The 21,101-nt window shown below is 60.8% G+C and carries 14 protein-coding genes and 1 pseudogene; 5 read left to right on the top strand and 10 right to left on the bottom strand.

What is annotated here, in order from left to right; all coding sequences use genetic code 11:
• Positions 1 to 160 precede the first annotated feature (160 nt).
• On the top strand, positions 161 to 1,450 hold the full coding sequence (gene gltA, locus AB5I78_RS09425) for a citrate synthase (RefSeq protein WP_078047629.1): 1,290 nt from the start codon (positions 161 to 163) through the stop codon (positions 1,448 to 1,450).
• Between the two features lie 219 nt (positions 1,451 to 1,669).
• On the opposite strand, the pseudogene AB5I78_RS09420 reads toward gltA, so the two are convergent.
• From AB5I78_RS09420 to AB5I78_RS09410, 3 genes and pseudogenes are all read right to left on the bottom strand, one after another.
• Positions 1,670 to 3,326: pseudogene (locus tag AB5I78_RS09420) on the bottom strand (cation acetate symporter).
• Positions 3,323 to 3,634: a DUF485 domain-containing protein gene (locus tag AB5I78_RS09415; RefSeq protein WP_106576745.1), complete on the bottom strand. Its 312-nt coding sequence runs from the start codon at positions 3,632 to 3,634 to the stop codon at positions 3,323 to 3,325. Before AB5I78_RS09415 ends, AB5I78_RS09420 begins: the two are co-directional and overlap by 4 nt.
• Before the next feature lie 285 nt (positions 3,635 to 3,919).
• Positions 3,920 to 4,771: a glycine betaine ABC transporter substrate-binding protein gene (locus AB5I78_RS09410; protein ID WP_145164995.1), complete on the bottom strand. Its 852-nt coding sequence runs from the start codon at positions 4,769 to 4,771 to the stop codon at positions 3,920 to 3,922.
• A 331-nt stretch (positions 4,772 to 5,102) separates the two neighbouring features.
• Between AB5I78_RS09410 and AB5I78_RS09405 the strand changes: the two genes are divergently transcribed.
• Positions 5,103 to 6,656, top strand: coding sequence for a beta (1-6) glucans synthase (locus tag AB5I78_RS09405; protein WP_369300481.1), 1,554 nt, complete (start codon positions 5,103 to 5,105; stop codon positions 6,654 to 6,656).
• Between the two features lie 90 nt (positions 6,657 to 6,746).
• Here the strand turns inward: AB5I78_RS09405 and AB5I78_RS09400 are convergent, their stop codons facing one another.
• On the bottom strand, positions 6,747 to 7,115 hold the full coding sequence (locus AB5I78_RS09400) for a hypothetical protein (RefSeq protein ID WP_106576748.1): 369 nt from the start codon (positions 7,113 to 7,115) through the stop codon (positions 6,747 to 6,749).
• 235 nt (positions 7,116 to 7,350) lie between these two features.
• On the opposite strand from AB5I78_RS09400, the gene AB5I78_RS09395 reads away from it, so the two are divergent.
• Entirely contained in the window at positions 7,351 to 8,649 is a 1,299-nt protein-coding gene (locus tag AB5I78_RS09395; RefSeq protein ID WP_106576749.1) for a serine/threonine protein kinase, read from the top strand.
• Entirely contained in the window at positions 8,642 to 9,430 is a 789-nt protein-coding gene (locus tag AB5I78_RS09390; RefSeq protein ID WP_145164999.1) for a VacJ family lipoprotein, read from the top strand. Before AB5I78_RS09395 ends, AB5I78_RS09390 begins: the two co-directional genes overlap by 8 nt.
• 64 nt (positions 9,431 to 9,494) lie before the next feature.
• Here the strand turns inward: AB5I78_RS09390 and AB5I78_RS09385 are convergent, their stop codons facing one another.
• The 6 genes from AB5I78_RS09385 to AB5I78_RS09360 all read right to left on the bottom strand — a co-directional run bounded on the left by AB5I78_RS09385 (position 9,495) and on the right by AB5I78_RS09360 (position 20,107).
• Positions 9,495 to 9,866 carry a DUF805 domain-containing protein gene (locus AB5I78_RS09385; RefSeq protein ID WP_353188882.1) on the bottom strand — a complete coding sequence of 124 codons (372 nt, stop codon included), beginning with the start codon at positions 9,864 to 9,866 and terminating at the stop codon, positions 9,495 to 9,497.
• A gap of 147 nt (positions 9,867 to 10,013) precedes the next feature.
• Positions 10,014 to 10,919 (bottom strand): DUF808 domain-containing protein, encoded by a 906-nt coding sequence (locus tag AB5I78_RS09380; protein ID WP_369300483.1) that lies wholly within the window; start codon positions 10,917 to 10,919, stop codon positions 10,014 to 10,016.
• A 445-nt stretch (positions 10,920 to 11,364) separates the two neighbouring features.
• Positions 11,365 to 12,777, bottom strand: a complete 1,413-nt coding sequence (locus tag AB5I78_RS09375; protein ID WP_369300484.1) for an efflux transporter outer membrane subunit — start codon at positions 12,775 to 12,777, stop codon at positions 11,365 to 11,367.
• Positions 12,774 to 15,899 carry an efflux RND transporter permease subunit gene (locus tag AB5I78_RS09370; RefSeq protein ID WP_369300485.1) on the bottom strand — a complete coding sequence of 1,042 codons (3,126 nt, stop codon included), beginning with the start codon at positions 15,897 to 15,899 and terminating at the stop codon, positions 12,774 to 12,776. The genes AB5I78_RS09375 and AB5I78_RS09370 overlap by 4 nt, the downstream gene beginning before the upstream one ends.
• A gap of 4 nt (positions 15,900 to 15,903) precedes the next feature.
• A complete protein-coding gene (locus tag AB5I78_RS09365) occupies positions 15,904 to 18,966 on the bottom strand; it encodes an efflux RND transporter permease subunit (RefSeq protein ID WP_369300487.1) in 3,063 nt (1,020 codons plus the stop codon).
• Positions 18,967 to 18,979: 13 nt separating this feature from the next.
• The gene (locus AB5I78_RS09360) at positions 18,980 to 20,107 is read right to left on the bottom strand and encodes an efflux RND transporter periplasmic adaptor subunit (protein ID WP_369300489.1); all 1,128 of its coding nucleotides are present in this window, start codon (positions 20,105 to 20,107) and stop codon (positions 18,980 to 18,982) included.
• Positions 20,108 to 20,348: 241 nt separating this feature from the next.
• On the opposite strand from AB5I78_RS09360, the gene AB5I78_RS09355 reads away from it, so the two are divergent.
• Entirely contained in the window at positions 20,349 to 20,954 is a 606-nt protein-coding gene (locus tag AB5I78_RS09355) for a TetR/AcrR family transcriptional regulator (protein WP_145165015.1), read from the top strand.
• The last annotated feature ends 147 nt before the right edge of the window (positions 20,955 to 21,101 follow it).

The following is a 21,101-nucleotide window of genomic DNA, read 5'->3' as shown; positions in this document are numbered from 1 at the left end:
TAAAAGGCGTAAATGGCAGTCAATTTCGACGAAAAAGTACGGTTAAAGCCTTCTGGAGCAAGACTTTAGGCAAATTGACATCTGAATTTATCTCACTATAGTGGTGCGGGCCCTGCGTGGGGGGTCTGTCTGATGATTTGAAGCATAAATAGGAGGCCACATGGCTGACAAAAAAGCGCAGTTGATCATCGAGGGCGCAGCCCCCGTCGAGCTGCCCATTTTAACCGGCACCGTTGGTCCCGATGTTATCGACGTACGGGGCCTGACGGCCACGGGCCGTTTCACTTTCGACCCAGGCTTCATGTCGACCGCCTCTTGCGAGTCGAAGATCACCTATATCGACGGCGACAATGGCATTCTGCTGCACCGGGGCTACCCGATCGAGCAGCTGGCCGAGCAATCGGACTACCTCGAAACCTGCTACCTGCTACTAAATGGCGAATTGCCAACAGCCGAGCAAAAAGCCCAGTTCGTCAGCACCGTGAAGAACCACACCATGGTTCACGAACAGTTGAAGACCTTCTTCAACGGCTTCCGTCGCGACGCCCACCCGATGGCCGTGATGTGCGGCGTGGTTGGCGCCCTGTCGGCCTTCTATCACGACTCCCTGGACATCAATAACCCGCAGCATCGCGAAATCTCCGCGATCCGCCTGGTTGCCAAGATGCCAACCCTGGCCGCAATGGTTTACAAGTACTCCATGGGGCAACCCATGATGTACCCGCGCAACGACCTGACGTACGCGGAAAACTTCCTGCACATGATGTTCAACACCCCGTGCGAGATCAAACCGATCAGCCCGACGCTCGCCAAGGCCATGGACCGGATCTTCATCCTCCACGCCGACCACGAGCAGAACGCCTCCACCTCGACCGTACGCCTGGCAGGCTCTTCGGGTGCCAACCCGTTCGCCTGTATCGCCGCCGGTATCGCCGCACTGTGGGGCCCTGCCCACGGCGGTGCGAACGAAGCCGTATTGACCATGCTCGATGAAATCGGCGATGTCTCAAACATCGACAAGTTCATCGCCAAGGCCAAGGACAAGAACGATCCGTTCAAGCTGATGGGCTTCGGTCACCGCGTCTACAAGAACCGTGACCCGCGCGCCACCGTGATGAAGCAGACCTGCGACGAAGTGTTGAAGGAACTGGGCATCAAGAACGATCCGCAACTCGAACTGGCCATGCGCCTGGAAGAGATCGCGCTGACCGATCCGTACTTCATCGAGCGCTCGCTGTACCCGAACGTCGACTTCTACTCGGGGATCATCCTCAAGGCGATCGGCATTCCAACCAGCATGTTCACCGTGATCTTCGCCCTGGCGCGGACCGTGGGCTGGATCTCCCACTGGAAAGAAATGCTCTCCAGCCCGTACAAGATTGGCCGCCCGCGCCAGCTGTACACCGGCTACGAGTCGCGTGACATCACCAAGCTGGAAGACCGCAAGTAAGCCAACCGCTTAGTTGCACCGAATAAGGCCTCCTCTGGAGGCCTTATTTGTTTCTGCCGAACACGCGCCAACACCAATCACTTCCACCCCCTCACCCGCTGAAAAACCACTTTTATTGATGCAGGATTTAAGAAACAGTTTTGTCGTATTCGTGACCAATAAAAGCAAAAAAAAGCCCCGATCTCGCGACCGGGGCTTTTTTTGTAACCGTTACGACACTTAGTGGTTAACCGCCCCACTCGCCCCCAGGCCCGTTTGTGAGCGCACAAACTGCGGGAAGTACAGCGCACGCTCTTTCTCTGCCGCCGCCGACTTGTCGGTGATGGAGAAGAACCAGATGCCGATGAACGCAATGATCATCGAGAACAGCGCCGGGTATTCGTACGGGAAGATGGCTTTCTCGTGGTGCAGGATCGACACCCAGATGGTCGGTCCGAGGATCATCAGGCCAACGGCACTGATCAAGCCCAGCCAGCCGCCAATCATCGCGCCACGGGTGGTGAGGTTTTTCCAGTACATGGAAAGCAGCAGCACCGGGAAGTTACAGCTGGCGGCAATGGAGAACGCCAGGCCGACCATGAACGCAATGTTCTGGCTTTCGAACAGGATACCCAAGCCGATTGCCAGCACCGCCAGGGCGATGGTGGTGATCTTCGACACGCGAATCTCATCCTTCTCGTTGGCCTTGCCTTTCTTGATCACGCTGGCATACAGGTCATGGGACACCGCCGAAGCACCCGCCAGGGTCAGGCCGGCAACCACTGCCAGAATGGTGGCAAACGCCACGGCCGAGATGAAGCCCAGGAAAATACTGCCGCCCACCGCGTTGGCCAGGTGCACCGCCGCCATGTTGTTGCCGCCGAGCAAGGCGCCTGCCGCATCCTTGAACGCCGGGTTGGTGCTGACCAGCAGGATCGCGCCAAAGCCGATGATAAAGGTCAGGATGTAGAAGTAACCGATGAAGCCGGTGGCATACAGCACGCTCTTACGCGCTTCCTTGGCGTCACTTACGGTGAAGAAGCGCATCAGGATGTGCGGCAGGCCAGCAGTACCGAACATCAGCGCCAGCCCCAGGGAGAACGCCGAGATCGGGTCTTTCACCAGGCCGCCCGGGCTCATGATCGCTTCACCTTTAGGGTGAACCTTGATCGCCTCGGCAAACAGCGTGTTGAAGTCGAAGTTGACGTGCTTCATCACCATCAGCGCCATGAACGAGGCACCGGACAGCAACAGCACAGCCTTGATGATCTGTACCCAGGTGGTCGCCAGCATGCCGCCGAACAACACATACAGGCACATCAGGATGCCCACCAGAATCACCGCAACGTGGTAATCCAGGCCGAACAACAGTTGGATCAGCTTGCCCGCGCCGACCATCTGCGCGATCAGGTAGAACGCCACCACCACCAGCGAGCCACAGGCCGACAGGCTGCGGATCTGGGTTTGCCGAGGCGATAGGACGCCACGTCGGCAAAGGTGTACTTGCCCAGGTTACGCAGGCGTTCGGCGATCAGGAACAGGATGATCGGCCAGCCCACCAGGAAGCCGATCGAATAGATCAGGCCGTCGTAACGGAGGTGAACACCAGCGCGGAAATGCCCAGGAAGGACGCCGCCGACATATAGTCGCCAGCAATCGCCAGGCCGTTCTGGAAGCCGGTAATTTTGCCGCCGGCGGCATAGTAGTCAGCCGCCGATTTGTTGCGCTTGGACGCCCAGTAGGTGATGCACAGGGTTGCACCGACAAACGCCACGAACATCAGGATCGCGGCGATATTCAGCGGTTGCTTGTGCACTTCACCGGTCAAGGCATCCGCCGCCCAAACGGCGGGCGCGAAGATCGAAGCGCCACATACAGCCAATAGACGCCGGATCATTGCGCAGCCTCCTTGAGAATCGCATTGTTCAGGTCGTCGAATTCGCCGTTGGCGCGTCGCACGTAGATGCCGGTAAGAATGAAGGCCGACACAATCAGCCCGACCCCGATCGGGATTCCCCAGGTAATCGAGGAACCGGGGCTGAGCTTGGCGCCCAGCACTTGTGGCCCGTAGGCAATCAACAGGATGAAAGCGGAGTAAAGCCCTAGCATGATCGCCGAGAGAATCCAGGCGAACCTTTCCCTTTTTCTCACCAGCTCCTTGAAACGCGGGCTGTTTTGAATCGAGAGGTAAATGCTGTCGTTCATTGTTTTTATCCTCGCAGCACAGCTTTTTATTATTTTGGAACATATCCACTGTATGCGGCTGCGGATCAGGTTCCAGACGACCTTAGTAGTAGAACGAGATAGCAACTTCGCAAGTTTTTAAGCCAACAAATAAACAACAGCCTGAATGCAGGCAAAAAAATGTGGGAGCGGGCTTGCTCGCGAAGGCGGTGCATCAGTCAATAGATGGGCTGACTGACACACCGCCTTCGCGGGCAAGCCCGCTCCCACATTAGGTTGTGGTGGGGCTTCTAAAGAGTTAGTGCTTTATTTGGCAGTCCACTCGGCCACACGCTCAGGGTGTTTGGCGACCCAATCCTTGGCCGCGGCATCAGGCTTGGCGCCTTCCTGGATTGCGAGCATGACTTCGCCGATTTCGTCCTTGGAGGCCCACTGGAATTTCTTCAGGAAGGCGGCGACTTCCGGCGCTTTCTTCTCCAGGCCCTTGCTGCCGATGCTGTTGACGGTTTCAGCAGCCCCATAAATTCCTTTTGGATCGTCCAGGAAACGCAGTTTCCACTTGGCGAACATCCAGTGTGGCACCCAACCGGTGACCGCAATGGACTCCTGTTTGTCTTCGGCACGGGTCAGTTCGGCGATCATCGCGGCGCCCGAGCTGGCTTGCAGCTTGTAGTCCAGGCCATAGGCCTTGATCGCTTCGTCGGTCTTGAGCATCACGCCTGAACCGGCGTCGATGCCGACAATCTTGTTCTTGAAGGTGGTGTCGGTCTTGAGGTCTTCAATCGATTTGGCCTTGACGTACTCCGGCACGATCAGGCCAATTTTTGCATCCTTGAAGTTGGGGCCGTAGTCGACCACCTTGTCCTTGTTCTTGGCCCAGTATTCACCGTGGGTCACGGGCAGCCAGGCGGAGAGCATGGCGTCGAGCTTGCCGGTGGCCACGCCCTGCCACATGATCCCGGTAGCGACGGCCTGCAGTTTCACGTCATAACCGAGCTTTTCCTTGATCACTTCTGCCGCCACGTGGGTGGTGGCAACGCTGTCAGACCAGCCATCTACGTAACCGATGCTCAGGGTTTTGCTGTCGGCGCTGGCCAGTGTGGAGCTCATCGCAACTACCAGAGTGGCAGCTGCGCCCAAGAGTCGTCGCATCTTCATAGTACTTCCCCGAAAGTGCTGCGCCCGGCGGATGCCGAGCGACGTCAACCTGTTGTTATGTGGTGCACCGCGCCCCCTTCACGCGCATCGATCCGGCGGCCCAGACATCAGTGGAGTGCTGACACTTCGATCATCAACCTGCCGGGACCTTGGACCTGCTCTGACTGCGACCTCAGGTAAGCAAGAAACGACATCACATCGCCAGCAGGACGATTTGTAGGACATCGCAGCAAAATCCCGCCCGAACTTTGCATGTCTAAATTATGCGGCCCCACTGGGAAGGGCTAAATCCGGGTAAGATGCGCGCCTTTGCTCCCCAGATAAGCCGACCATGCCCGCGACTGCCCGCTTCCCTGCCCTGCCCTATATTTTCGCCCTGATCCTCGGCGTACTTGCCCTTGTCGGCTATTGGTACGGCCTCGGCCGGCCCGTGGTGTTGCCGGACGTGGCCAGCGCCAGCCACAAAATGCAATGCGCCTCGTACACGCCGTTCGACAAGGACCAGTCGCCGTTCGACCAGCCCTTCAAGCTGCGCCCCGAGCGCATGGACGCCGACCTGGCCCTGCTGGCCACCCGCTTTGAATGCATTCGCACCTACTCCATGACCGGCCTGGAAGCCTTGCCGGACCTGGCGCGCAAGCATGGGTTGAAGTTGATGGCCGGCGCCTGGGTCAGCAGTGACCCGGTTGCCACCGAAAAAGAAGTCGCCGAGTTGATCGCTGCGGCCAACGCCAACCCTGACGTGGTCACCTCGGTGATCGTCGGCAACGAAGCGCTGCTGCGCAAGGAAGTCACCGCCAAGCAGTTGGTGACGCTGATCCATAAGGTCAAAAGCCAGATCAAGCAGCCGGTGACTTATGCCGACGTGTGGGAGTTCTGGCTCAAGCACCCGGAAATCGCTCCGGCGGTGGACTTCCTGACCATTCACCTGCTGCCGTACTGGGAAGATGACCCGTCGGGCATCGACCAGGCGCTCAAGCACGTGGGTGATGTACGTCAGACTTTCGGCAACACGTTCGCTCCCAAGGATGTGCTGATCGGCGAGACCGGCTGGCCCAGCGAAGGCCGCCAACGCGACACCGCCGTGCCGAGCCGGGTCAATGAGGCCAAGTTCATGCGCGGCTTTGTCGCCATGGCCGAGGCCAATGGCTGGCATTACAACCTGATCGAAGCCTTTGACCAGCCATGGAAACGCGCCAGCGAAGGCGCGGTCGGGGGTTACTGGGGGCTGTTTGATGCTGATCGCCAGGACAAGGGCATCCTCGCCGGGCCGGTCAGCAATGTGCCGTACTGGCCGCTGTGGCTGAGCGTGGGCGGGATTATCCTGCTGGGCACCTTGGTACTTGGCGGGCGCGTTCGCAGCACGCGCGCAGCACTCATGCTGCCATTGCTCGGTGCCGTAGCGGCCTGTTCCATCGGCACCTGGGCCGAGCTGACCCGCGTTACTGCGCGCTTCAACGATGAATGGGTGTGGGCAGGCTTGCTGGTGGTGTTGAACCTGCTGGTGCTGGCCCACGCCGCCCTGGCCCTGAGCGCGCGCGACGGTTGGCGTGAGCGGGCCTTTAACTGGCTGGAGCAACGCGCGGGCTGGCTGGTGGCAATCGCCGGGTTTGCCGGTGCGGTAATGATGCTCGCGCTGGTGTTTGACCCGCGTTATCGCAGCTTCCCGAGTGCGGCGCTGGTGTTGCCGGCGCTGGTTTACCTGGTTCGTCCGGTAACCGGCCCGCGTCGGGAGATTGCGCTGCTGGCCTTCATCATCGGCGCAGGCATTGCGCCACAGCTGTATCGCGAAGGGTTGCAGAACCAGCAGGCGTGGGGTTGGGTAATCGTGAGTGTGCTGATGGTTGTAGCCTTGTGGCGTTGCTTGCGCGTGCGCAAGGCCTAAGAGCGCCATCGCAGGCAAGCCCGCTCCCACATTAAGGCCGGATTCACGCGGTCAAAATGTGGGAGCGGGCTTGCTCGCGAAGAGACCCTGTCAGGCAGCCCGCGGCTTCCTGACCAACCGCAACCCTGCAATCACCACCGCAAACACCGCAAACGTGGTGTTGTACAACGCCAGCGCCGGCAAGCCGAACACCATCCCCAACACAGCCAGGCCCCATCCGGCACGGCCCGGCACAAAAAATCCCAGCACCGATGTAACCAACGCCGCCCAGCCCAAGACCTTGAAGTGAATCATCAACCCCAGGTTCGAACGCAACTGGCATTCCCAACGGCTGGCCTCATCGGCGCAGATGCCGACCCACTGGCCATCCTCCATAAAACCGTAACGTGCGCCATAACTGGCGGCCAGCCATAAAGGCAAGGCAATAAGCAGCAGGATCAGCGGCAAACGACGGGACATGGGGCACTCCGATAGACAAAAACGGCGCTCAGCTTAATCCCACGGCGGCCGTTAGCAAGCGGTGTGCACAGATAAGTATTCATCCATGCCTCGCAAAGTGTATCTTCTGGCTACTATTACCCCGATTCCGTGGCTTTTTTCCGACTTTTAGTGCCGAGAGCTGGCACTTCGGTGGCAACGCGGTGGTCATAGCCTGCGAACTTCATTCAGCACGTTTCCTCTTAGGGATTAAGTCATGCTCCGTTCCTTGCGCTGTGCTGCCTTGCTGGGCAGCCTATTTTTGAGTGCGTCAGCACTGGCCGTCGACATCGACCAAGCCAGCTATGGCTACCCTTTGACCAACCCGTTCGAAGCGACCATTGCGACCACCCCGCCTGACCTTCGGCCTAAATTGCCGACCGACGACGAGATCAACCAGTCCGACTACACGCTGAACATGCGCCCCGAGCGCGAGTTCAGCCTGCCGGACAACTTCTGGGCGGTGAAGAAACTCACCTATCGCATCGCCAAACAAGACCACGCCGCGCCGCTGATCTTCCTGATCGCGGGCACCGGCGCGCGGTTTGACAGCAGCATCAACGAATACCTGAAAAAACTCTATTACCAGGCCGGCTACCACGTGGTGCAGCTGTCGTCGCCAACCAGCTTCGATTTCATCAGCGCCGCTTCGCGCTTCGCCACCCCGGGGATCACCCAGGAAGACGCCGAGGACATGTACCGCGTGATGCAAGCCGTGCGCGCGCAGAACGCCTCGCTGCCGGTGACCGACTTCTACCTCACCGGCTACAGCCTCGGTGCCCTGGATGCGGCGTTTGTCAGCAAGCTCGACGAGACCCGTCGCAGCTTCAACTTCAAAAAGGTGCTGCTGCTCAACCCGCCGGTCAACCTCTACACCTCGATCACCAACCTCGACAAGCTGGTACAGACCGAGGTCAAAGGCATCAACAACACCACCACCTTCTATGAGCTGGTGCTGAGCAAGCTGACCCGCTACTTCCAGCAAAAGGGCTACATCGACCTCAATGACGCCCTGCTCTACGACTTCCAGAACTCCAAGCAGCACCTGACCAACGAACAAATGGCGATGCTGATCGGCACCTCGTTCCGCTTCTCGGCGGCCGACATTGCCTTTACCTCGGACCTGATCAACCGCCGCGGTCTGATCATTCCGCCTAAATACCCGATCACCGAAGGCACCAGCCTCACGCCGTTCCTCAAGCGTGCGCTGCAATGCGACTTCGACTGCTACCTCACCGAACAAGTGATCCCCATGTGGCGCGCGCGTTCCGACGGCGGCAGCCTGCTGCAACTGGTTGATCAGGTGAGCCTGTACGCGCTCAAGGACTACCTGCACAGCAGCCCGAAAATCGCGGTGATGCACAACGCCGACGACGTGATCCTCGGCCCTGGCGACCTCGGTTTCCTGCGTAAAACCTTCGGCGATCGCTTGACCGTCTACCCGCTGGGCGGCCACTGCGGCAACCTCAATTACCGCGTCAACGCCGACGCCATGCTGGAGTTCTTCCGTGGCTAAATATCTTCTGCTGCTCGCCGCCCTGATGTGCGCGGGCGTCGCCAATGCCGACAACAGCAAGGCGCATGAACCGGTCAAGGTCGACGCTGATGGCTTCAAAGAGCCGCTGACCAAGCTCAAGTTCAACCCGGGCCTGGACCAGCGCGAGTTCGAGCGTTCATCGCTGACCGCGCTCAACGTGTACGACCCGCTGGAGTCGTGGAACCGCCGCGTGTACCACTTCAACTATCGCTTCGACCAGTGGGTGTTCCTGCCGGTGGTTGACGGCTACCGCTATGTCACCCCGAGCTTCCTGCGCACCGGCGTGAGCAACTTCTTCAACAACCTGGGCGATGTGCCCAACCTGTTGAACAGCCTGCTGCAGCTCAAGGGCCATCGCTCCCTGGAAACCACCGGGCGCCTGCTGCTCAACACCACCATTGGCGTCGCCGGCCTGTGGGACCCAGCCACCGCCATGGGCCTGCCGCGTCAGAGCGAAGACTTCGGTCAAACCTTGGGCTTCTACGGCGTGCCTGGCGGCGCCTACCTGGTGCTGCCGATCTTCGGCCCGTCGAACCTGCGCGACACCACCGGCCTGATCGTCGACTACGGCGCGGAAACCGAGATCAACTTCCTCAACGTGTCCAAGGTCAGCGAAAACCACCCGGAAATCTGGGCCCTGCGCGCCGTCGACAAGCGCTACCAGACCAGCTTCCGCTACGGTCAGATGAACTCGCCGTTCGAGTATGAAAAGGTGCGCTACATCTACACCGAATCGCGCAAGTTGCAGATTGCCGAGTAAACGCCCTGCAGATACGAAAAAGCCACTCACCTAAATGAGTGGCTTTTTTGTTTGTGCTCCAACATCACTCAGCAGTACGTGACGTATCCACAGAGCGACTGGCAGATTGTTCTTTAGCGCCCGGCCATAACCCAAAACCAACCCAGAAGAGCGACCCGACAAAAGGCAACAACGTCCAGAACGAGTTGACCTGGCTGATGCCGTTATCGGTGAGCCTTCGGCATAACAGAGTGACCCTGGCAGGCAGCGTCAGCAGCAAATAACCCAAGCCAATACCCAAGGTAGTTTTTATCCAATCTTCAAAAAACCACCAGCAAATAGCTATGTATGCCCCTTCAATTACCTTATCAACCAACTGAAAATACCAGAAAGCTCTCCTGCTCGACCGCCCCTCGAATACAAATGATTTCTTCAGTGCGTCCAGATACCAATTCATTTAAAACTCCCTGATTAACAGACTCTGTAAAACGCCTGGATAGGCCAAACAGAGCCGCAGATCTTAGGAAGGATTGAATTGGTCCTCTGTAGGGAAAAGCCTAAAGCGCTGCGACTAGACTGACTCACACGCCCTGGCAAACACCTGTCAATGTCTTACTGCGTGCCAAATTTTCTCGAAGATTTGAACCACCACCAACGCTACCGCCCCCGCAATAATCCCGGCCACCGCATTGAGCAGCGTCGGCATCAGCCACGCCATGGCGCCGACGCTCTGGCTCACCGTCTCAATCCAGTGATGCACTACCGGCACGCCGTGGGTGAGAATCCCGCCACCGACCATGAACATCGCCGCCGTGCCGATCACCGACAGGCTTTTCATCATGTAAGGCGCGGCACGCAGAATCGCCCCGCCGATGCTGCGCGCGGCCTGGCCGGGCTTTTGGGTCAGCCACAGACCGAGGTCATCGAGCTTGACGATACCGGCGACCAGGCCGTAAACGCCGATGGTCATGACAATGGCGATGCCCGACAGCACGATTACCTGCTGCATCAGCGGCGCATCGGCGACCGTGCCGAGGGTGATGGCGATGATTTCCGCCGACAGAATGAAGTCGGTACGGACCGCGCCCTTGATCTTGTCCTTCTCAAACGCAACCAAGTCAGTCGCCGGGTCCGCCACCGCTTCGACCAAGTGCGCCTGCTCCTCAGTGCGCTTGTGTATGAAGCTATGCGCGAGCTTTTCAAAGCCCTCGAAACACAGATAAGCCCCGCCCAGCATCAACAACGGCGTGACCGCCCACGGCGCAAACGCGCTGATCAACAACGCCGCAGGCACCAGAATCAACTTGTTGAGAAACGAGCCCTTGGCCACCGCCCACACCACCGGGATCTCCCGCTCGGCCCGCACCCCGGAAACCTGCTGGGCATTCAACGCCAAGTCATCGCCGAGCACCCCGGCAGTCTTCTTGGCGGCCATTTTGGTCATCAACGCCACATCGTCGAGGACGGCGGCGATGTCGTCGATCAGTACCAGTAAGCTGCTTCCTGCCATGACGCGGTCATCCTGTAAGTAAAGTGCCGCGAATATAACGCGGCGACCGTGAGGGAATATAGGTTTCCGCTGCGTGAAGGATTGCTGTTGATCTGGCTGTTGATCTTGATCTTGATCTGAGTCGCCCCGTCAACCACGCTGGCCGCACTCCGAGCCTAGGCGAGGTGCCGAGTGGTGGGGCGAGGACTTTTTGCTTACTTTTTGCTGGGCCGGCATTCCGGTCCTTCCAAAAGTGAGCCGCTGTAAGAGCGGAACCCTAAGTGCCCGTTACCGAAGGAATGGATATGTACTCCGACTAGACATCCCTGCCAACCGGCACGCCGCCTTCGCGAGCAAGCCCGCTCCCACAGTTCAATTGTGCTGGGTCAGCAAGATAATGGGCAGCTCGGAGGTCGCTATCGCAGGCAAGCCAGCTCCCACAGTTTGATTGCGGTGAATCAACTCATCAGGGCGCCTGCCAACCACCGCCCAGGCTCTGGATCAGCGCCACACTGCCCTGGCTCAACTGCCCCTGCGTATCACGCAAATTCTGCTCCGCTTGCAGCAACACCAGTTGTTGGGTCAACACCGTCTCCCGACTGACAGTGCCCGCACGCAACTGCGCTTGCTGACTGCCGAACAACTGCTGATTGCGCTGGTACACCTGCTGGAAGGCATCCGCCTGAGTTTGCAGATGATTGATCGCCGACAAATTGTCCTCGACATTCTGCAAGGCACTCAACACCGTGCCCCGGTAATTCGCTGCAATCTGGTCATAACTCGCCTCAGCCTGCTTGACCGCCGCCTCGCGCGCGCCGCCATCAAAAATCGTCTCCGCCAACGCCGGGCCCAACGTCCAGATGCGGTTGGGCAGGGAGAACAACCCACCCAAGGCACTGCCGCGATACCCCAGCTGAGCAGTCAGGTCCAGCGTGGGAAAGAACGCCGCCTCAGCCACGCCGATCTTGGCATTCGCCGCCGCCGCCGAGCGCTCGGCCGCAACCACATCAGGCCGGCGCTGCAACAAGGTCGAGGCCAAGGTCAACGGTGGCCGTGGCACCACGAATGCAAAATCAGTCCGTGGCGCAATGCTGAACTCACTCGGCGCCACGCCCACCAGTACCGCCAAGGCATGCTCGTACTGCTCGCGATCACGCAGCGAGGTCTGCAAGTCGGCTATCGAGGTGGTCAATTGATCCTGAGCCACCAGCAACTGGTCATTAGTGGCCACGCCCTGGGTGAACTGCGCCTGGATCATGTCGAGCAATTGCTGATTGATGGTCTGCTGCTGTTGCAACAGGCGCACATCGATATCCATCTGCCGCAACGCCAGGTAATTGCTCGCCACGCTGGAACTGATCGACAACCGCACACCGGCCAGCAACGCATCCGATTGCTGGGCTGTGGCCTGGCTCGATTCGATGCCCCGGCGCACTTCACCCCACAAGTCCGGCTCCCAGCTCGCGGTCAACGTGGCGCTGACACTGTTCTTCACCCCGGTCGATGCCGTGGTGGTGCTGGACGTGCTGCCGTCGCCGCCCTCGCCGCGCGAACCGGACAAGCCCACGCCCACCGTCGGCCACAACCCGGCGCGGCTCGATGCCACCTGCGCCTGGGCCAACCGATACGCTGCCTCAGCCGCAATGATCGACTGGTTGGCCTTGGCCGAACGCGCCACCAAGTCATTGAGCACCGGGTCCTGATAGGCCAGCCACCACTGGCTGTCCAACGCCCCTTGAGGGTTGGAGACCGCGCGCTGCCACTGCGCGCCCTCCTTGAACGACTGTGGCAGTTCCATCGCCGGCTTCTGGTAGTCCGGCCCGACCATGCAGCCCCCCAGCACCAGGCTGGCCAACAGCACGCTATATCTGAGTTTCATGACCTTGCTTCCTTGTGCCGCCCCAGGCGCTGAGACGCCCGGTCGAGCCAGAGGTAAATCACCGGAGTGGTGTAGAGCGTCAGCACCTGGCTGAACAACAGCCCACCAATAATCGAAATCCCCAACGGCCGGCGCAGTTCCGAGCCATAACCTGAGCCGAGCACCAGCGGCAGCGCGCCGAGAATCGCCGCCAGCGTTGTCATCATGATCGGCCGGAAGCGGATCAGGCAGGCGCGCCGGATCGCTTCCTTGGCCGTGAGGCCGAACTCCCGCCGTTCGGTGATCGCGAAGTCGATCATCATGATTGCGTTCTTCTTCACGATGCCGATCAACAGGATCACGCCCACCAGCGCGATGATCGACAGTTCGGTGCCGGTCAGCAGCAAGGCGATCAACGCGCCGACGCCCGCCGAGGGCAAGGTGGAAAGGATAGTCAGCGGGTGCATCAGGTTTTCATACAAGATGCCCAGCACGATGTACACCGAGAGCAACGCGGCGACGATCAGCAGCGGCTCGCTGGCCACCGACGACTGGAACACCTGGGCCGTGCCGGCAAACTGGCCGGTGACGCTGGCCGGCATGCGCAGCTGTTTTACCGCGTCCTCCACCAGCGCGGTGGCCTGGCCGATCGAGGTGCCGGGGGCGAGGTTGAACGAGACGGTCACGGCCGGAAAAGTGCCTTGGTGGCTGATCGAAATCGCCGTGCGCGAAATGCTGTTATCGGCCAGCGCGGACAGCGGCACCAACGTCGTGGGCGTGGTCAGGTTCGGCGCGACGGTGGTGCCTTTGGCCGCCACTGCGGTGTTGCCGGCGGGCACGTAAATCCCCTTGAGCGCTTGAGGGTCAGTCCAGTACTGCGGGGCGATTTCCATCACCACGTGGTACTGGTTGGCGGCGCGGTAAAGGGTCGAGACCTGACGCTGGCCGAACGCGTCGTACAGCGTCTGGTCCACCGCCGACATGCCCACGCCGAGCCGCGCGGCGGTGTCGCGGTTGATGCTCACATTGGCCAATAGACTGTTGTCTTGCTGGTCGGTGTTCAAGTCGGTGAGTTGCGGCAACTTATGCAGCACTTCCACCACCTTGGGCACCCATTCATCCAGGGATTGCTGGTCGTCGGCAGTCAGCGTGTATTGGTACTGCGCGCCGCTTTGTCGGCCGCCCACGGTGATGTCCTGGGCGGCCTGCAAAAACAGCTTGGTGCCAGGCAGATCGCCGAGGCTGCGGCGGATCTGGCCGATCACATCGACAGCACTGTCCTTTCGCTGATCAATCGGCTTGAGCAGCACAAACAGCTGCGCACTGTTGACCGCCCCGCCGCCACCGCCACCGCCGCCGACAAACCCGGCAGCAGTTTCCACATTGGGGTTTTGCATGACCTTGTGGTTGATCTGGGTGAAGTCCTTTTGCATCGCCCCGTAGGAAATACTCTGCGCCGCGATGATGCTGCCCTGCAGGCGGCCGGTGTCTTCCTGGGGAAAGAAGCCCTTGGGCACCAGCACGTACAGCACGCCCGCGAGCACGATCACCAGCACCGTCACCACGCCCATCAGGATCGAGTGCTCGATCACCCAGCCCAGCGTGCGGTCGTAGAAGCGGTGAAAGCGTGAGTCCGGGTGCTCGTTGCCTTCGCGGATTTCCTTGGGTGCGCGCAACAACACGCTGGCAAGCATCGGCGTCACCGTCAGCGAAATCACCATCGAGATGACGATGGCCACCGACAGCGACACCGAGAACTCGCGAAACAGCCGCCCGACAATCCCGCCCATCAGCAGCAACGGAATAAACACCGCCACCAGCGACACGCTGATGGTCAGCACCGTAAAACCGACTTCCTGCGCCCCGGCCAGCGCGGCTTCCACCCGCGTCTTGCCGCGCTCCAGGTGACGCATGATGTTTTCCACCACCACGATCGCATCGTCGACCACAAAGCCGGTGGAAATGGTCAGCGCCATCAACGACAGGTTATTCAGGCTGTAGCCGAGGAAGTACATCGCGCCAAAGGTGCCAAGCAACGACAGCGGCACCACCACGGCCGGCACCAGGGTGCTGCGCCAGTCGCGGAAGAAGCCGAAGGTCACCAGCGTCACCAGCAGGATCGAGGCCAGCAACGTCACTTCCACGTCATGCAACGACGCGCGAATAGTGGTGGTGCGGTCCATCAACAGGTTGAGCTTGATCGACGCCGGGATCGAGCTTTGCAAAAACGGCAGCGACGCTTTCACCGCGTCCACCGTGTCGATCACGTTGGCGCCCGGTTGCTTGAACACCACCAGCAGCACCGCCGGCTTGCCGTTGGACAGGCCGAAGTTGCGCAGGTCCTGCACGTCTTCGCGCACATAACCGAGGTCGGCAATGTGGATCAGGTCGCCGTTTTTGGCCTTGACCACCAGCGGCCCGTAATCGTTGCTGTCGAGCAACTGGTCATTAGCGCCAATGCCATACGAGCGATCGCCCACCGCCACATTGCCCTTGGGCAAGTTGGCGTTGGAGGCGCCGATGACCTGGCGCACCTGCTCCAGGCTCACGCCGTACTGGTTGAGCCGGTCCGGGTTCAGCTCAATGCGCACCGCCGGCAATGCGCCGCCGCCCACCGTGACGTCGCCGACGCCAGTGGTCTGCAACAGGCGTTGTTCGAGTACCGTCGAGGCGGCGTCATACATCTGCCCCGGCGTGGCGCTGTCGGAGGTCAGGCTGATGATCAGTATCGGCGAATCGGCCGGGTTGACCTTGCGGTAGGTCGGGTTGCCGGACAAGTCGCTGGGCAAGTTACTGCGCGCGGCGTTGATCGCCGCCTGCACATCCCGCGCGGCGCCGTCGATGTCGCGGCTCAGATCAAACTGCATAGTGATGCGCGTCGAGCCGAGGCTGCTGGCGGAGGTCATTTGCGTGACCCCGGCGATCTGCCCGAACTGGCGCTCCAGCGGCGTGGCCACGGAGCTGGCGACGGTGGTCGGGTCGGCGCCAGGTAATGAGGCGCTGACGCTGATGGTGGGGAAATCCACTTCCGGCAACGGCGCCACCGGCAACAGGTTGAAGGCCAGCACACCAAACAACGCCAGCCCGGCCGCCAGCAGCGTGGTGGCAATCGGGCGATGGATAAACGGCGCGCTGAGGTTCATCGCATCATTCCAGCGCCACCGGACGACGGCTGAAACGCTGCCCCAGGCCGTGCATGGCAAGGAAGATCACCGGCGTGGAAAACAGCGTGAGCAACTGGCTGAGCAACAGCCCGCCGATGATCGCGATGCCCAGCGGATGGCGCAGCTCCGAGCCGATGCCGGTGCCCAGCGCCAACGGCACCGCGCCGAACAGCGAGGCCATGCTGGTCATCAGGATCGGCCGAAAGCGCAGTTCCGCCGCCTGGCGAATCGCTTCCACCGGGCTCAAGCCGCCCTCACGTAGAAGCTCCAGCGCGAAGTCGACCATCATGATGCCGTTTTTCATGACGATGCCGATCAGCAACACAATGCCGATCAGGCCGATGATGTCGAACTGCGTGCCCGTCACCAGCAACGCCAGCAACGCGCCGAGGGCCGCCGACAACAGGGTCGAGAGGATGGTCACCGGGTGCACGAAGCTCTCGTACAGAATGCCCAGCATCAGGTACACCACCACGATGGCCGCCAACACCAGAAACACCTGGTTGGACAGCGATGCCTGGAACGTCGCCGCCGCACCCTCAAGATTGGCTTGCACCGACAATGGCAGGCCGACTTTGGCTTCAATGTCCTGCAGCCGCGTCACCGCCGCGCCCAGCGTCTGGCCGGGCGCGAGGTTGAACGACACGTCCGCATAGGGAAACTGCCCCAGGCGGTTGATGGTGACCGGCGAACGCACCACCTCCAGGGTCGCCATGCTCGACAGCGGCGCCACGCCACCGCCGGGAATGTCCACGTACAAACCGGTGAGCAAGTCCGGCAAATTGCGCGGCGGGTGGTCGGTGGCGATCACCACGTGGTACTGGTTGAGCTGGGTGTAAATGGTTGAGACCTGGCGCTGGCCAAACGCGTCGTAGAGCACATCGTCGATAGCCTGCGGGGTAATCCCCAGGCGCGAGGCGGTGGCGCGGTCGAAGGTCAGCTTGATCTGGTTGCCAAACTGCATAGCCTGGCTTTGCACGTCGGTGAACATCGGGTCTTGCTTGATCGCGGCCAGCAACTTGGTGGTCCACTGCTCCAGCTCATCCGGGTCGGTGGCTTGCAGGCCCAGGCGGTAACTGGTGGTGGACACCGTGGCGTCCAGGGTCAGATCCTGCACCGAGTGCAGGTAGAGGCGGATGCCGGCGTCGTCGGCATTCGCATCGGCCAGGCGGCGGATCACTTCGGTGGCGCTGTCTCGCTCGCCACGCGCCTTAAGGTTGATCAGCAAATTGCCCTGGTTGATGGTCGGGTTGGTCTGGTCGATACCGACGAACGACGACAGGCTTTGCACCGCCGGGTCCTTGAGGATACGTGCGGCCAGGCGTTGCTGTTCAACCTGCATCTGCTGGAACGAGATGGTCGGCGAGGCCTGGGAAATGCCCTGGATCAGGCCGGTGTCCTGATCGGGAAAAAAGCCCTTGGGCATGATCACCAAGGTGAACAAGGTCAGCGCGGCGGTGAGCACCACCGAGATCAGCGTCAAGGTGCGGTGCGCCAACACCCAATCCAGGCCGCGTACATAGTGGTTGTTGATGCGGTCGAAGAAGTCCGGGCGGCGCTCTTCATGCTTGGACTTGAGCATGCGCGCGCACATCATCGGCGTCAGCGTCAGTGAAATCACCGCCGAAATCACGATGGTCACCGCCACGGTCATGGCGAATTCGCGGAACAACCGCCCGACCACATCGCCCATGAACAGCAGCGGGATCATCACCGCAATCAGCGCGATGGACAGCGAGATGATGGTAAAACCGATCTGCTCCGCGCCCTTGAGCGCCGCTTGCAACGGCGTGTCGCCGGCCTCCAGGTAGCGCGTGATGTTTTCGATCATGACGATGGCGTCATCGACCACAAAACCGATGGCGATGGTCAATGCCATCAACGTCAGGTTGTTCAGGGAAAAGCCCAGCGCGTAGGCCACCGCCAGGGTGCCGATCAGCGTCAGCGGGATGGTCACGGCCGGAATGATCGTGGCCGGGATATTGCGCAGGAAGATGAAGATCACGATCACCACCAGCAAAATCGCCAGCCCCAGCTCGTATTGCACATCGGTGACCGAGGCGCGGATGGTTTGGGTGCGGTCGGTGAGCACCGCGACCTTCAAGGTGCCCGGCAGGCTGGCGCGTAATTTGGGCAGCAGTTGCTGCACACGATCGACCACTTCGATCACGTTGGCGCCGGGCTGGCGCTGGATATTCAGCACGATAGACGGCGTGTCATTGGTCCACGCCGCCTGGCGAGGGTTTTCCGCGCCCTGGGTGGAACTGGCGATCTGCGACAGGCGAATCGGCGCGCCATTTTTGTAGGCAATCACCAGGTCGCGGTATTCCTCGGCCGACTGCAGTTGGTCGTTGGCGCCAATGGAATAGGCCTGGAACTTGCCATCGATATTGCCCTTGGCCTGGTTGACGTTGGCCGTACCGAGCGAGGTGCGCAGGTCATCCAGGGAAAGGCCGAGGCTGTTCAGCGCCGAGGTGTTGGCCTCGACCCGCACCGCCGGGCGCTGGCCGCCACTGATGGTGACCAGGCCGACGCCGGTGATCTGCGAGATTTTCTGTGCCAGGCGCGTGTCGGCCAGGTCTTCGACCTTGGTCAGCGGCAACACGTCGGAGGTCAACGACAGGGTCAGCACCGGCGCATCCGCCGGGTTGACCTTGCTGTACACCGGCGGGTACGGCAGGTTGGCCGGCAGGAAGGTGCCCGCCGCGTTGATCGCCGCCTGCACTTCCTGTTCGGCCACGTCCAGCGACAGCGACAAATCGAATTGCAGGGTCACCACCGAAGCGCCGTCCGAGCTGGTCGAGTTCATCGACTTGAGCCCCGGCATTTCGCCGAGCTGGCGCTCCAGCGGCGCGGTAATCGACGAGCTGACCACGTCCGGGCTGGCACCGGGGTATTGGGTGAACACCTGGATGGTCGGGTAATCCACCTCCGGCAGCGCCGACACCGACAGCAAGTGGTAACCCAACAGGCCGAGCAGCAACACCGCGACCATCATCAGCGTGGTGGCCACCGGGCGTTCGATAAAGGGCCGCGAAATATTCATGCTCGGCGGCTCCTCACTGGGCGACGACCTTCACCGCCGAGCCGTCGTCGAGCTTGTCGGCGCCTTCGGTGATCACCTGCTCACCGGCCTTGACGCCATTGTCGAGCACCGCCGAGACATCGCCGGTGGGCGGGCCGGTCTTGATCGTGCGCAGGCTGGCCTTGTTGCCGTTGACCACAAACACGAAGTCGCCCTTGCTGCCGTGCTGGATCGCACGGGTCGGGACCACGGCGATCTGGTTCAAGGTGTCGGCCTTGAGCCGGGCGTTGACGAACTGATTGGGAAACAGCGCATTGCCCGAGTCATCGAACTGCGCCTTGACCTTGATCGTGCCGGTGCTGGTGTCCACTTGGTTATCCAGCGCCAGCAGGCTGCCGGTGGCGAGCAACGATTGCTTGTTGCGGTCGTAGGCCAGCACCGTGACGCTGCCGCGCGCCAGAGCCTGGTTGATGGCGCCCAGGTCATCTTCGGGCACGGCGAACACCACGGTGGCCGGGTTCATCTGGGTGATGACCACGATGCCGGTAGTGCTGGCGGTGGTCACGTAGTTGCCGGGATCGACCAGGCGCAGACCGACCACGCCATCCACCGGCGAGGTGATGGTGCAGTAGCTCAATTGCACGTCGAGGTTTTGTACGTTGCCTTGGTCGGCGGCCACAGTGCCTTGTTGTTGCTGCACCAGCGAGGCCTGGGTATCGAGGGTTTGCTGGCTGGTGGAGCCGGCTTTGACCAGGTCGCGGTAACGGGCCAGGTCGCGCTGGGCATTGCTCAACACCGCCTGGTCATGCGCCAGGGTGCCCTTGGCCACGGCCAGCTGCGCCTTGAGCGCGCGGTCGTCGATACGGGCGATGACCTGGCCTTTGCTGACGTGCTGGCCTTCCTTGAATTCCACGCTGCTGAGGATGCCATCGACCTGGGTCACCACCGTGACACTGCGGGTGGGTGTGACGGTGCCGAGGGCGTCGATGTACACCGGCACATCCTGCAAGGCTACCGGCACTGCTGCTACCGGTTCGCCGGGGGACACGGGCTTGCCTTTATGGGCGCCGCCAAACAAATGCATGCCCAGGCCAATCAACAGCGCCACCACCAATAACGCGCCAACCACCCAGGCGAACGTACGTCGTCTGCTTTTCTCCACGGTTTCTCACTCGAACGCCGACTACAGGACTGAACGCCGGCCCAGATGGCCGCGTCCTTGCTCTGAACTCTAGCAGCGCGGCCAGCCTGTGCCTGTACTACCGTGAATACGTTCAGCATCAAGACAGATAAAGTCAGCTGCAACGCCCGCCGTACAAGGGCTGCGCCGGCATTCTTGAGCGCTGCGTCGAGCCGGTGCTACCATGTTCGACCGCCTGTCCTGGCAAGGAAAATCCTGGTTTATGAGCACCATTCGCGAGCGCAATAAAGAAATGATCCTGCGGGCGGCCAGCGAGGAGTTTGCCGACAAGGGCTTCGCCGCGACCAAAACCAGCGACATCGCCGCCAAGGCCGGGCTGCCCAAGCCCAACGTCTATTACTACTTCAAGTCCAAGGACAACCTCTACCGCGAGGTGCTCGAAAGCATTATCGAGCCGATCCTGGCGGCGTCCACGCCGTTCAATCCAGACGGCGAGCCCGCGGTAGTGCTGAGCAATTACATCCGCTCCAAGATCCGCATCTCCCGCGACCTGCCGTTCGCCTCCAAGGTATTCGCCAGCGAAATCATGCACGGCGCACCGCACCTGAGCAGCCAGCAGGTCGAGCAACTGAACGCCCAGGCCAAGCACAACATCGACTGCATCCAGAGCTGGGTGGATCGCGGCCTGATCGCCGCCATTGACCCCCATCACCTGATGTTCAGCATCTGGGCGGCGACGCAGACCTATGCCGACTTTGATTGGCAGATATCGGCCGTGACCGGCAAGGCCAAGCTGGATGAGGCCGATTATGAAGCGGCGGCGCAGACAATTATTCGATTGGTGCTTAAGGGGTGTGAGCCGGACTGAGAGACCGCAGTATGGCCATCGCAGGCAAGCCAGCTCCCACCTTTGGAACTGTGCCAGACACACGCTGTATGAACACCGCAAAGCCAATGTGGGAGCGGGCTTGCCCGCGATAGCGCCCTCCCCTACACATCCTGCCAAAAGCCTGTC

This window comes from Pseudomonas sp. N2-3-1-14, from assembly GCF_041228395.1.
Lineage (GTDB): Bacteria > Pseudomonadota > Gammaproteobacteria > Pseudomonadales > Pseudomonadaceae > Aquipseudomonas.
This window is presented reverse-complemented; position numbering and strand designations above follow the sequence as displayed.

Bases quoted from the DNA above. Each gene is read 5' to 3' on its own strand.
- AB5I78_RS09355 (WP_145165015.1), top strand. From the start codon at position 20,349: ATGAGCACCATTCGCGAGCGCAATAAAGAAATGATCCTGCGGGCGGCC.
- AB5I78_RS09365 (WP_369300487.1), bottom strand. From the start codon at position 18,966: ATGAATATTTCGCGGCCCTTTATCGAACGCCCGGTGGCCACCACGCTG.
- AB5I78_RS09395 (WP_106576749.1), top strand. From the start codon at position 7,351: ATGCTCCGTTCCTTGCGCTGTGCTGCCTTGCTGGGCAGCCTATTTTTG.
- AB5I78_RS09415 (WP_106576745.1), bottom strand. From the start codon at position 3,634: ATGAACGACAGCATTTACCTCTCGATTCAAAACAGCCCGCGTTTCAAG.
- AB5I78_RS09405 (WP_369300481.1), top strand. From the start codon at position 5,103: ATGCCCGCGACTGCCCGCTTCCCTGCCCTGCCCTATATTTTCGCCCTG.
- AB5I78_RS09375 (WP_369300484.1), bottom strand. From the start codon at position 12,777: ATGAAACTCAGATATAGCGTGCTGTTGGCCAGCCTGGTGCTGGGGGGC.
- gltA (WP_078047629.1), top strand. From the start codon at position 161: ATGGCTGACAAAAAAGCGCAGTTGATCATCGAGGGCGCAGCCCCCGTC.
- AB5I78_RS09370 (WP_369300485.1), bottom strand. From the start codon at position 15,899: ATGAACCTCAGCGCGCCGTTTATCCATCGCCCGATTGCCACCACGCTG.
- AB5I78_RS09380 (WP_369300483.1), bottom strand. From the start codon at position 10,919: ATGGCAGGAAGCAGCTTACTGGTACTGATCGACGACATCGCCGCCGTC.
- AB5I78_RS09410 (WP_145164995.1), bottom strand. From the start codon at position 4,771: ATGAAGATGCGACGACTCTTGGGCGCAGCTGCCACTCTGGTAGTTGCG.
- AB5I78_RS09385 (WP_353188882.1), bottom strand. From the start codon at position 9,866: ATGAATTGGTATCTGGACGCACTGAAGAAATCATTTGTATTCGAGGGG.
- AB5I78_RS09400 (WP_106576748.1), bottom strand. From the start codon at position 7,115: ATGTCCCGTCGTTTGCCGCTGATCCTGCTGCTTATTGCCTTGCCTTTA.